Here is an 11,828-nt window from a genome sequence, read left to right on the forward strand (position 1 = left end):
AGGCGGTCAACGCCTCTGGGTCGAAGGGTTGGCAGATGACCACCGAGCACATCACTGACGACCTCGATCGTTTGCTGATGCTGTTGCCAGCAGATGTGCAGCAAGCATTGGCGTCCTCCGAGTCCAGGGATGAGCTGCTGGAAGTGGTCTTGGATCTTGGTCGTGTGCCGGAAGCCCGCTACCCAGGCCGTTCGATGCCCCTGGGCGATGGTTGTCTCAGTCGAGATGCGCTTCAGGCCACCGTTGAAAGACTGGGACGGTTCGGTGCCGATAATCGTGCCGGTATTGAACGAACCCTCCATCGCATCAGTGCGATCCGAAGCCGTTGCGGTGATGTGGTGGGCCTCACTTGCCGCGTCGGCCGTGCTGTGTTCGGCACTGTCGCGATGGTGCGCGATCTGCTCGATAGCGGTGAGTCGCTCCTGCTGATGGGTCGCCCGGGGGTGGGCAAGACCACAGCGCTGCGTGAGATCGCCAGGGTTCTTGCTGATGAATTCGGTAAGCGGGTGGTGGTGATCGACACCAGCAATGAGATTGCCGGCGACGGTGACATCCCCCATCCGGCGATCGGCCGGGCTCGGCGCATGCAGGTGGCCCGCCCCGAGCTTCAGCATCAGGTGATGATCGAGGCGGTGGAGAACCACATGCCCGAGGTGATTGTGATCGATGAGATCGGCACAGAACTCGAGGCCCAGGCGGCACGCACGATTGCTGAGCGTGGCGTGATGCTGGTGGCTACGGCGCATGGCAACGCATTGGCCAACCTGATCAAGAACCCCACCCTTTGTGATCTGGTTGGTGGTATTGAGTCGGTCACGCTTGGTGATGATGAGGCACGGCGGCGGCGCAGCCAAAAAACGGTGTTGGAACGTGCCGCTGAGCCAACGTTTCCGTTGGCGGTGGAAATGCATCAGCGTCATCGCTGGGCGGTACATCCTGATGTGGGCGCCACGGTGGATCTTCTGCTGAGGGGGCATCAACCCAGGGCTCAGCTGCGGGAGCTCGAGTCTGATGGCACGGTTCGGCTTGTTGAGGGAGCGCCTGTCGGCGACGGGCCGCGTCGCCCCCGCGATCCGCAGCGACCGCCCTCGCGGTGGTCAGGGGTGAAGCCACCGCTGGCTGTGGTGCCGCTGCCCGATCCCATCAGTTCGGTTGGCGAGGGTCAGGCCGAGGGGCCTCAGGATGGGCCGAGTGATGGCTGGGACGGACTGCAGGTGCTCTGTTGCGGGTTGAATCCTCGTCTGATCGAGGAGGCCACGCGACGTCACGACTGGCCTGTTCGGCTGGTGGAGGACCTCGTCGAGGCCGATGTGGTGCTCAGTATTCGACAGGGGTTAGGGCGGCAACCAGGCTTGCGGCGTCAGGCCCGCGAGGCTCGGGTGCCCATTCTTGTGATTAAGGCCGATACCCTGCCGCAGGTGGAGCGTGCACTGGAGCGTCTGCTGGCACGCCGAACGGAAGAGGCTCTGCCTACTTCCAGTGATGATCGTGCGGATGCCTTTGCTGCTCTAGAGGAATGCCGTCTCGCTGTCGAGCAGGTGGTGGTGCCCTTGGGTCGACCCGTGGAGCTTCTCCCCCGTACGGAGGAGGTCCGCCGGATGCAGGCGGATTTAGTGGAGCGTTATCGCTTGCGTAGCGACGTCTTCGGTCAGGCGGAACAGAGGCGGCTCCGAGTGTTCCCACCCTGAGCCACTGTTGACCTCCGGAACAATGGATTGACGAAGGCCACTCCAATGTGGGTAACTATTCAGGCACCAGTCAGCAGACCTTCGGGAATGCAGATTGCGCGCGTTGGGCCGTCGCCAAGTGGTAAGGCAGCGGGTTTTGGTCTCGCCATTCCTAGGTTCGAATCCTAGCGGCCCAGTTTTCAGTTCTTTTCGGTGTCCAACCGTCCTTTGTTGGTCTTCGACTTCGACGGTGTGATCGTCGACGGTATGGAGGAGTACTGGTGGAGTGCTTGTCTGGCCTGCCTGAGATTGAGTGCTGCTGACGGCATGCGGCACCAGGTCCCGAATCGGGTGCCTGATGGCTTCAGACAGCTTCGCCCCTGGATTCACCATGGCTGGGAGATGGTGCTGATGGCGTCGCTGCTGCAGGAGCGCGACGGTCTGCTGCAGCGCATCGGTGTGGATGCTTTTGTTGCTGCCTATTCGGAGCACTGTCGTCAGGCTCTCGAGGCCAGGGACTGGTCGCCTCAGCAATTGCAGGAGGCTCTCGAGCATGTCAGGCACTCGGCTATGGCGGAGGATCGTTCCACCTGGCTCAATCGTCATCGGCCCTTTGCCGGAGTCCCCCAACGGTTGCGATCCCTCGCTTCTGAGGGTATCGACTGGGCTGTTCTCACTACCAAGGGGCGGGCCTTTACCGCCGAATTGTTGGACGCATTTGATCTCCAGCCTGCGCTGCTGTTCGGCCATGAAGCCGGTTCAAAACCTGATGTATTGCTGCGATTGATCGCTGAGCAATCGCTGTGTGGTTTTGTCGAGGATCGCCTGGCCACGCTCGAGACGGTGCTGGCGACTCCGGGGCTGAGGTCTCTTCCCTGTTTCCTTGCCGAGTGGGGCTATTTGCGTCCGTCTGATCGTCAGGCCCTGCCCCAAGGCGTTCAGCTGTTGGGACTGACGCAGTTCGCTGCCCCCTTGGCGGACTGGACTTGATTCGTTAACGTACATCTGTACTACATGGGACGATCGACTGCGTCTTGGGCACTGGATGGTCTGTTCAGTGCCTAGTGGTTCAGTTGCAGCGCTTTTTGCGCCGTCCTGGTCTGCGGCCTGTAACGCCCTTCCACCCCTTAGTTTTTTCTGCCATGCCAGTTGACGTGAAAGCCGCCCAGTCCTCCGGATCCGATGCTCGCCCCGGTGAGCGCGATAAAGCCCTGAACCTTGTGCTTGGTCAGATCGAGCGCAATTTTGGCAAGGGATCGATCATGCGCCTTGGGGATGCCTCCCGAATGCGGGTTGAAACCATCTCGACTGGTGCCCTCACTCTCGATCTCGCTCTGGGTGGCGGTTATCCCAAAGGGCGTGTGGTGGAGGTTTACGGCCCGGAGAGTTCTGGTAAGACCACGCTGACGTTGCATGCGATCGCTGAAGTGCAGCGTCGGGGTGGTGTGGCTGCCTTTGTGGATGCTGAGCACGCCCTCGATCCGGTGTATGCCGCGTCGCTAGGCGTCGACATCGAGAATCTTCTCGTCTCCCAGCCCGACACCGGTGAGATGGCGTTGGAGATCGTGGATCAGCTGGTGCGTTCGGCCGCGGTGGATATCGTCGTGGTCGACTCTGTGGCAGCTCTGACTCCCCGCGCTGAGATCGAAGGGGAAATGGGTGATTTGGCTGTGGGGAGTCAGGCTCGTTTAATGAGCCAGGCGATGCGCAAGATCACTGGCAACATTGGCAAGTCTGGTTGCACGGTGATTTTCCTCAATCAGTTGCGCCTGAAGATTGGGGTCACCTATGGCAATCCGGAGACCACGACTGGTGGTAACGCTCTCAAGTTCTATGCGTCAGTGCGGCTTGATATTCGTCGCATTCAGACCCTGAAGCGCGGTACCGAGGAATACGGCATCCGGGCCAAGGTCAAGGTGGCCAAAAACAAGGTGGCGCCCCCGTTCCGGATCGCAGAATTTGACATCCTGTTCGGCCGTGGCATCAGCACCCTTGGTTGCTTGTTGGATCTCGCTGAAGAAACCGGTGTGGTGATCCGCAAAGGGGCCTGGTACAGCTACGAAGGCGACAACATCGGTCAGGGTCGCGACAACACCATCGGCTGGCTCGAGCAGAACCCCGAAGCCAAGGAGACGATCGAGGTGTTGGTGCGTCAGAAGCTCACCGATGGCTCAGAAGTGACCTCCAACTCGATGCGACCTCTTGCAGCGGCTGCGCGCACGGCGGCTGCCAAGGGCAATGCAGCTGCAGCTACCGCCGATAAAAAGGTCGACGATCCCAAGGCTGCATCAGCTGCGGCCTAAGGGGTGCTGCGCTGAGGTCGTAGCAAGCTGATCGATATGGGGATCAGTCAGGGGGCAGAGCTGCTTGTTTGTTGGTCTCGGCTTTGGCAGCAAGTTCATTGCTGCCCTTGCTGAGTCCTTGTAGGAACTGCGAAAGGCGCTCCAGCTCTTGAATGGCCTCGGCGCCTTCGAGTTTCACGAGTTCGCGCCCATTGCGGGATTCAACCCAGCTGATGCCGTAATCGGAGACCAGGAATCTGACCATGTGTTGATCACCCAGGTCGGCCACGAATGAGGCGCCATGCTCTTCGCCTCCGTCGTCGCAGACGTAGCAGGAGGCGGTCATCCCGGATGTCTTCAGACTGCTGGCCAGAGCCTGAAGACTCATGACCAGGTCATGCACGACAGAGCGGTACTGCTGGGCCAGGCGATGAAACATGCGTTTGAGGCCACGGGACCTCAAGCATTTTAAATGTTTCCTTTAGATTCGTGGCGGATGTGTGGGCCTGCGGACAGGCCTGTTGTCTCTGCAGGAGTCGCCGTCGTCGTTGCGACTTCAATCAACGTGTATCAGCCAGGCTCCACCAACCTGCGGCTGGACCGATGAAACGCACGACGACCCAGAACACCACCAAAGAGCCGATGCCGATCCAGGCCCCACGGGTTGTGATGGCCATGAACTGACTGGTTTGTTGCTTGGTGAGGGGGAGCCAGGAGACGACCCGTTCCGATGACCCGTTGGCGGGTTTCGGCGTTCGGGGCGGCATCCCCTGGCTGGCGCGGCGGCGGGCTTCTCCCATGCGGAGCAGTGCTCTGGATAGGCAGCAGCCTAGGGGTGTGATTGTGGTTTGTTCTCGGATGGGCTCATTGGGGGAGCAGGCGCTGCAGAGGGGTCCAGGGTTGAAGGGCCGTCAGCACCTGTTCCCCCCAGCTCCGTCCCCTCACCCGACCATCAAGGATGGCCAGGCGGCCACCGTTGCGGCGCAGAGGAGCCACGGCTGGTGCCAGTTGCAGGAGGGCTTCTGGCAGTAGAAGTTCGCGGAACCAGTCGCGTCCCTGGCGTTTCAGTGCTTCCACGCGCGCAGCGGTGAGTGGTGACTCCAAACTGGCCAGCGGGAGGAGGGCCAGAATCAGCTGCTCAGGAAGCGGCAGTTGATCCTGGTGTTGTAACCACCAGTCCCAGCGGCAGCAGATCACGCCGTTGCTTTCAGGGCTCGTGGCCTCGTGGATCACCCGACTGCCAAATTCACCCGCCAGTTCGCTGGTCAGCCGCTGGCGCATGCCGTCATCGTTGAGCAGCACCACGGTCAGTCCGGATCGACCGAGGATTAATCGACGCGCCTGATCCAGCAAGTGCTCTGAGAACACTTCGGTATTGGGCAGCGGCTGGCGACGTGGGGCAAACAGAGGCAATGGTTCCAACAGTGAGGGTTCGCGCAGATGCACGACCACATCCAGATTGAGTCCGGCGGCCGTTAATTCTTGCTGGAGTGGGTCTGCCTGGCCGCTTCCACTGAGCAGCAGCGCTGGTTGGTGCTCAATGAGCTCACGGAGCTCTTGCAAAGGTTCGAGCACCTCCAGATGCCAGCGCCACTGCAGCAGACGATGGTCCAAAGAGGCCCAACTCACCCACTGGTCTTCTCGGGCGCGGATGAGTTCCGTCCAGGGGTCGGGTAAGGGGCCCAGCAGGCCTACCAGATCCCGCAGGGCCAACAGTGCGCTGCCATCGAGGCGCACCTGAGCATCGTTGCGGGTGGCCTGCGCGAACACGCGGCGACTGATGCGTTCGTGCAGCTCAAGTAGCGCGGCATCCGCGCAAGGATGGGCCTGGCGTAGCCGTTCCCAGTCACTGGGGCCGATCTCCGTTGAGAGTGCGTTGCGAAGACGCTGGCTGAAGTGTTGTCCTTCTGGCACGACCAGTTGGTGGTCAGGCATCAGCAGTCCTTGCTGGTGGGCTCGCACCAAACCAGCTGTGGAAAGAACCCAGACTTGATCTCCTGTCGGTGGGGTCTCGGCTGTCCAACAGGCGAGTTTGAGGCCAGCCTCCAGCAGGCGTGGCCGTTCCACCTCCAGCAGTCGTCGTTTCTGGGGCTCTTCGAGGACCAGCACCGCCCGCCGGCTCTGCAGGCATAGAGGTACGAGAACACCAAGCCACCAGTGCTCCTGGCTGCTTGGGGCAAGTTGAAACAAGGCCGAATCCCTGCGTCGCAGTCCCCGTGCCATCAGGCGGCTGAGGGTGAGGTGATGGGGCCAGGAGGAGCGGTCCTGCTGGAGCAGGTGCTTGAGCTGCTGATGGGCACGCGCTTCCAGCATCTGCAGAGCCTAATTGGCCCCCTCATGGGCGTTGGTGTGCGCTTGACCGTCGATCAACATGGGGCGAGTCGATCGGGTGGGAATGCAGCGCGAGAAGGTCGCCCTGGCTGGATTGCCCACGACTGTGGGAGTGGTGGGGCTTGGGTTGATCGGTGGCTCGCTTGGCCTAGATCTTCAGGCTCTTGGTTGTCGTGTGAGGGGCATTGCCCATCGTCAATGCACCGCTGATCGGGCTCTCGAACGTGGCCTTGTGCAGGAGGTGAGTACCGACCCGCAAGCGCTTGCGGGCTCTGAATTGGTGATTCTGGCGCTGCCGTTGAATCGGCTTCTTGACCCTGATGCTGCTCTGATCTCGGCTTTGCCCCGGGAGGCGGTGGTGACGGATGTGGGCTCGGTGAAGGGAGCGGTGCTGGCGACTTGGCGCTCGCTGCACCCGCGTTTCGTCGCTAGTCATCCCATGGCTGGTACCGCGGAGGCTGGCGTCGAAGCAGGGCTGAGGGATTTGTTTCGAGGGCGTCCATGGGTGGTCACTCCTGAGGCTGGGACCGATCCCCAAGCACTGGCAATGGTGGAGTCGTTGGCCACAGCGGTGGGTAGTCATTGTTTGGTCACGGAGGCAGACCGCCACGACCAGGCTGTGGCGCTGATCTCCCATGTGCCTGTGCTGGTGAGTGCCGCTCTCTTGCAGGCCGTCGGTTCTGAGCGGGATCCAGCGGTGTTGGCGTTGGCTCGCCAGCTGGCCTCCAGCGGTTTTGCCGATACCACCCGGGTTGGTGGTGGTAATCCGCAGTTAGGTACGGCGATGGCGGCCAGCAACACGGCGGCAGTCCTCAGGGGATTGGCCGCTTATCGCTGGAGCTTGGAGCAGCTGGAAGAGACGATTCTGGAAGGGAACTGGGATCAGCTTGAGAGTGTGCTCAGGCAGACGCAGAGCCAACGACCCGAGTTCCTCTAGCTGTTGGAGAGGTTGTTTGTCGCTGTTGGCTTGTCGATTCTGCTTATCCAAGCGTGAGTGAGCTGCCACGGCGCGCCATCAGTTGCTGGCATGCCATCAGGGCTGAGAGGCTCACTCCGGCGGTCCCTTCCCCGGGATAGATGGAGTCTCCGCAAAGCCATAGACCTGGAACCGGTGTGCGGCTGGCTAGCCCGAACGGGCCGAAATGGTGGGGGTGCTGGCCCAGGCCTCCCACGATGCCCTGAGGCCGTCCGGTCCAGTGGGCAAAGGCTCTTGGCGTCGACAGCTCAAGGTGATTCCACCCCTGGGTGGGAATGCCGAGCCAGCTCTCCAGGGTGCTGCGCATGGTGTCTAAGGTCTTGCGCTTGCGTTTCTGGTGTTCTGGCTCCGATAGCTCCGCCCACTGGCGTGGATCGGTGAACACGCTGGCGATCAGGGTGGCTTGTCCGCTCGGGGCTCGCCCATCTCCGTCGCGGCTGACAGAGACGAACAGGGAACCAGGATCCTCTCCATCGCGCTGGAGATGGAGAGGACAATCGTGCGGCAGCAGGCTGCGATCCAGGGCTCCGTAAAGCACCAGTGCTCCGCTTGGGGCCTGCAGGCTCTGCAGTCGGTTTCCGTAGTGCGCGGGCAGTGCCGATCTTTGGCTGTCGCCTTGGGTGACCAGCGCGGGGAGGCACTGGGGAGGCAAGCTGCAGATCAGCTCTTGGCAGCGCCAGTGGTGACGGGTGCCATTGCGCTCTTGTCCGTGAACAATCCAGTGATTGGTCTTGGTTCGTTCCAGTCGGGTCACACGCCGCTTCAGGCTGACCTCTCCTCCGTCGCGGCGAATGGCGCTCGCGAGCAGTTCACTCAGCACCTGCATCGAGCCGTGGAGATGCCAGAGCCCCAGCGGTGCCTGAACCATTTGCAGCACGGTGGCGCCATAGAGAGCGGCCGTTCGCTCGCTGGGCTCCTGGGAGTACAGCCGCAGCTGTAAATCTAGAAAACGTCGCAGCCGCGGCTGGTCTGCGCAGCCGCAGAGACGAAGCAGGTCTGCGACGCTCATCAGACTGAATGGGCTGCTAGCCAAGGTGCCGAGTCCGATCGCCTTGAGGGTGCGTTGAAGATCCCAGCCGTTGCGCACTGGCAGCACGGGGTCATGCCCGGCAAAGGCCCAGTTCTGTTGATGCAGCCAGGAGCAGAGAGCCCAGAACCGCTCGGAGCCTGGGAATTGATGGGCACGTTCTTGATGCCAACGGTCTGGGTCATGCCAGAGGTGGATCGGCGCACTGCCATCGGCCAGATCCACAACACAGCCGGGATCGAGCTGCTCGGCAGCCGGTGGGACAAGCCCGAGGTGTCTAAAGATGCGGGCATGGCTTCCGCCCGGTTCCAAGCCTGCGACCTGGGTGGCGCCAACATCAAACGTATACGGTCCTCGCCGGAATGTGCCGGCGCATCCCCCGAGCTGGTGATGGGCCTCCAGCAGGGTCACGTTGATGTTTTCGTGGGCGAGTAATGCGGCGGCAGTCAGTCCGGCGATGCCACCGCCAATCACGATGACGTCCTGTTCAGGCTCCATCGGGCCATGCTGGCAGTGCAGGGCCTGGTGCCGTGGATGCGGGCAGAACTGGAACAGATTCTCCGTCAGAAGTCCTCTCTCATGGGCGGAGCACGCCTCGAGGATTGCCGTTCCCTCGGTGGTGGTTGCAGCCAGTCCGCCTGGCAGCTTCAGTTCTCGGACGGCAAGGTGCTCTTTGCCAAGCAGGGCACAGAGGCAATGTTGGAGGCGGAAAGGCTGGGCCTTCAGGCCTTGAATGCCGCTGCAGATCCTCGCGATTTGATGGTGCCGAAGCCCTTGGCCCTGCTTCGTGCCGAAGCCAGTCAGGCACTGTTGGTGTTGCCTTGGCTGGACCAGACGGGTGGCGATCAGGAGGCCCTTGGTCGGGGGCTGGCCAAGCTGCATCGGCATTCGATGCAGCGGGGTCCTGGCCGTTATGGCTGGTCCAGTGATGGCTATATCGGCTTGGGTCCGCAACCAGGAGGCTGGCGTGACAGCTGGGGGGAGGCATTCGTGCAGCTGCGATTGTGCCCGCAGCTCCGGCTCGCTCAAGCCTGGGGCTTGGAGCTCCCTTCCAAGCCATGGCTGGAGGTGCTCACGCAGGTGCTGGAAGAGCACAGCCCAGCCCCATCGCTTGTCCATGGAGACCTCTGGGGTGGAAATGCCGCCGTCTTGGCTGATGGCCGCGGTGCCTTGATTGATCCAGCCAGCTGGTGGGCTGATCGTGAGGTGGATCTGGCGATGACCCATCTCTTCGGTGGATTCAGCCAGGGCTTTTATTCGGCTTATGAGCAGGAATGGCCCCTGGCATTCGGGGCCTCAGACCGGATCGAGGTCTACAACCTGTATCACCTGCTCAATCACGCCAATCTTTTTGGCGGTGGTTATCGGCAGCAGTGCCGCCAATCCATCCGCCTGTTGAAACAGCGATTCGATTGAATCAGCCGAGGTATTCCTGGCGAAGCGTTTGAACACGATTCACCAAAGCGGAACGCTTGTCGCTGGTTGTGAGGTTATTCCAGCTCCATTGGCCGACGACAACGACACCCAGGAGCTCGAGAAGACCTGGCACCACTGGCAGCAAGTTGATCGTGTCTAGGATTCCTTTGATCAGAATTTGAGCAACAATCACAGCTGCCAAGATGCCGACCACCTTGCCAATTCGGCCGACTTGACTCCAATCCACTTGGTCGAGGGTTTCATTCACCTTGCCCAGCACTTCGCTGTAGCGCTCGGTGAAGTTGATCGTTTCAGTGGTGGGGTTGGAGTCGCTGTCAGGCATGGTTTCGGTTGACGTGGGGTCCTTGACCGCAGTGGTGTCCTCACTCATGAGCCCGGTGCAGCTGCAAAATGTTCGTTGAGCGTATCGGTCATTCTGTCGAAACGCCATGGCTGCTGGCATTCGATTCCGATGTCCTGATCATTCTTCGCCGCACGCTCGTCTCCGCTTTCCCTCGCGAGGGATGTGCCCTGCTGCTAGGAGACCGCAGCGATCAGGGTTGGAACGTCAGAGCGGTGTGGCCCTGCTGCAACGTCTGGCGTTCAGGTCTGGAGGGATTGCCCGAGCTGGCGGATCAGTGGCATGGCGCCCCTGAAGACCCGTCAACGCAGGCTGCACCCAGTCTCCACAACCGTTTCGCAATCGATCCGCGGGAGCAGCTTCATGCCCAGCGCTGGGGGCGCCATTGCGGATGTCAGGTGCTTGGCAGCGCACACTCCCACCCTGGCGGTGAGGCCATCCCGTCGCTCACTGATCGCCGCTGGCTTTATGAGCCTTCGTTGATGGTGATCATGGCCAAAGATCACTCCTTTCGCGCCTGGTGGCTCGAGCCCGAGGCTGGCGCTGTGGCACACACTGACTAAGGCTGTCGTTCTCGTTGTTCATCTGTGTCAGGCGATTCTGCGGATCACACCGCTGACATCAGTGCGGAAGAGAGGGCCCGTTATGCCCGTCATCTCAGCCTGCCTGAGCTTGGGATTGAAGGCCAGAGGCACCTGAAGGCTGCATCGGTGCTGTGTGTCGGCAGCGGTGGCCTTGGATCACCGTTGCTGCTCTACCTGGCGGCTGCAGGGGTTGGGCGTATCGGCATCGTTGATTTCGATGTGGTGGATCACTCCAACCTTCAGCGTCAGGTGATCCACGGCACGTCCACCGTGGGCGAGGACAAGGTTGTCTCCGCGCGTGCCCGGATCAACGATCTCAACCCTTTTTCCAGGGTGGAGACCTACAACACGAGGCTCACGTCGACCAATGCCCTTGAGCTGTTTCGCCCTTACGACCTGATTTGTGATGGCACCGATAACTTCCCGAGTCGATATCTGATCAATGACGCCTGTGTGTTGTTAGGCAAGCCATGCATCTATGGCTCTGTGCAGGGATTTGAAGGTCAGGTGAGTGTGTTCAACCTCACCGCTTCCAGTCCGGATTACCGCGATTTGGTGCCCGAACCCCCGCCGCCGGGTCTTGTGCCCTCATGTGCGCAAGGGGGTGTCCTCGGGGTGATGCCGGGATTGATCGGTTTACTGCAGGCCACCGAGGCGATCAAGGTGATCACCGGCATCGGTCAACCTCTGGACGGGAGGCTTCTCGTGGTGGATGGGTTGGCCATGCGGTTCCGTGAATTCCGTTTGAAGCCCATTCCTGAGAGGCCGGTGATCGATCGGCTGATTGACTACGAAGCGTTCTGCGGCGCCAGTGGCGTCGGATCGGTTCTGGAGGACATGGAAGGCATGGATAGCGTGAGCGTTCAGGAGCTCAAGCAACGACTTGATGCAGGCGAGGCTTTGGTGTTGGTGGATGTGCGTAATCCGCCGGAGGCGGAGGTGGCCGTGATCCCCGGTGCGGAACTGATCCCTCTGGCAACGATCGAAAGCGGCGAAGCCGTGGAACGAATTCGTGCTCTTTCCGCCGATAAGCCGCTCTTCGTGCACTGCAAAATGGGTGGGCGCTCTGCCAAGGCGGTCCAGGCTTTGGCTGGCCATGGCATCGGAGCCATCAACGTTGAAGGCGGGATCGATGCCTGGTCGCAGCAGATTGATCCTGGCGTTCCTCGTTATTGAAGCTTGCT

The 11,828-nt window shown here is 61.2% G+C and carries 12 protein-coding genes and 1 tRNA gene; 8 read left to right on the forward strand and 5 right to left on the reverse strand.

Annotated elements, in window-relative coordinates; translation table 11 throughout:
- Positions 1-35: 35 nt before the first annotated feature.
- The 4 genes from SIB72_RS06490 to recA all read left to right on the forward strand — a co-directional run bounded on the left by SIB72_RS06490 (position 36) and on the right by recA (position 3,970).
- Complete coding sequence (locus SIB72_RS06490; protein ID WP_413745009.1) at positions 36-1,688, forward strand: AAA family ATPase; 1,653 nt, start codon at positions 36-38, stop codon at positions 1,686-1,688.
- Between the two features lie 104 nt (positions 1,689-1,792).
- Positions 1,793-1,864: transfer RNA gene (locus SIB72_RS06495), tRNA-Gln, on the forward strand.
- Between the two features lie 16 nt (positions 1,865-1,880).
- Positions 1,881-2,657, forward strand: a complete 777-nt coding sequence (locus tag SIB72_RS06500) for an HAD family hydrolase (RefSeq protein WP_413745010.1) — start codon at positions 1,881-1,883, stop codon at positions 2,655-2,657.
- 152 nt (positions 2,658-2,809) lie between these two features.
- The gene (recA, locus tag SIB72_RS06505; RefSeq protein WP_413745011.1) at positions 2,810-3,970 is read left to right on the forward strand and encodes a recombinase RecA; all 1,161 of its coding nucleotides are present in this window, start codon (positions 2,810-2,812) and stop codon (positions 3,968-3,970) included.
- A 43-nt stretch (positions 3,971-4,013) separates the two neighbouring features.
- On the opposite strand, the gene SIB72_RS06510 is transcribed toward recA, so the two are convergent.
- The 3 genes from SIB72_RS06510 to SIB72_RS06520 form a co-directional block, all read right to left on the reverse strand.
- Entirely contained in the window at positions 4,014-4,388 is a 375-nt protein-coding gene (locus SIB72_RS06510; RefSeq protein ID WP_413745012.1) for a DUF1815 family protein, read from the reverse strand.
- 121 nt (positions 4,389-4,509) lie between these two features.
- Positions 4,510-4,749, reverse strand: a complete 240-nt coding sequence (locus SIB72_RS06515; RefSeq protein ID WP_115121299.1) for a DUF2839 domain-containing protein — start codon at positions 4,747-4,749, stop codon at positions 4,510-4,512.
- Between the two features lie 64 nt (positions 4,750-4,813).
- Positions 4,814-6,262 carry a helicase gene (locus tag SIB72_RS06520; RefSeq protein ID WP_115121300.1) on the reverse strand — a complete coding sequence of 483 codons (1,449 nt, stop codon included), beginning with the start codon at positions 6,260-6,262 and terminating at the stop codon, positions 4,814-4,816.
- An 82-nt stretch (positions 6,263-6,344) separates the two neighbouring features.
- Here SIB72_RS06520 and SIB72_RS06525 point away from each other — a divergent pair, with 82 nt between their 5' ends.
- Entirely contained in the window at positions 6,345-7,217 is an 873-nt protein-coding gene (locus SIB72_RS06525; RefSeq protein ID WP_413745061.1) for a prephenate/arogenate dehydrogenase, read from the forward strand.
- Between the two features lie 43 nt (positions 7,218-7,260).
- Here the strand turns inward: SIB72_RS06525 and crtD are convergent, their stop codons facing one another.
- Positions 7,261-8,781: a C-3',4' desaturase CrtD gene (gene crtD, locus SIB72_RS06530; protein WP_413745013.1), complete on the reverse strand. Its 1,521-nt coding sequence runs from the start codon at positions 8,779-8,781 to the stop codon at positions 7,261-7,263.
- Between the two features lie 6 nt (positions 8,782-8,787).
- Between crtD and SIB72_RS06535 the strand changes: the two genes are divergently transcribed.
- A complete protein-coding gene (locus tag SIB72_RS06535; RefSeq protein ID WP_413745014.1) occupies positions 8,788-9,699 on the forward strand; it encodes a fructosamine kinase family protein in 912 nt (303 codons plus the stop codon).
- A gap of 1 nt (position 9,700) precedes the next feature.
- Here the strand turns inward: SIB72_RS06535 and SIB72_RS06540 are convergent, their stop codons facing one another.
- Complete coding sequence (locus SIB72_RS06540) at positions 9,701-10,090, reverse strand: CAAD domain-containing protein (protein ID WP_115019230.1); 390 nt, start codon at positions 10,088-10,090, stop codon at positions 9,701-9,703.
- 20 nt (positions 10,091-10,110) lie between these two features.
- Between SIB72_RS06540 and SIB72_RS06545 the strand changes: the two genes are divergently transcribed.
- Both SIB72_RS06545 and moeB read left to right on the forward strand, forming a co-directional pair.
- Entirely contained in the window at positions 10,111-10,623 is a 513-nt protein-coding gene (locus SIB72_RS06545) for a M67 family metallopeptidase (protein ID WP_413745015.1), read from the forward strand.
- 24 nt (positions 10,624-10,647) lie between these two features.
- The gene (gene moeB / locus SIB72_RS06550) at positions 10,648-11,820 is read left to right on the forward strand and encodes a molybdopterin-synthase adenylyltransferase MoeB (protein ID WP_413745016.1); all 1,173 of its coding nucleotides are present in this window, start codon (positions 10,648-10,650) and stop codon (positions 11,818-11,820) included.
- The last annotated feature ends 8 nt before the right edge of the window (positions 11,821-11,828 follow it).

This window comes from Synechococcus sp. MIT S9451 (genome assembly GCF_047304725.1).
GTDB lineage: Bacteria > Cyanobacteriota > Cyanobacteriia > PCC-6307 > Cyanobiaceae > Synechococcus_C.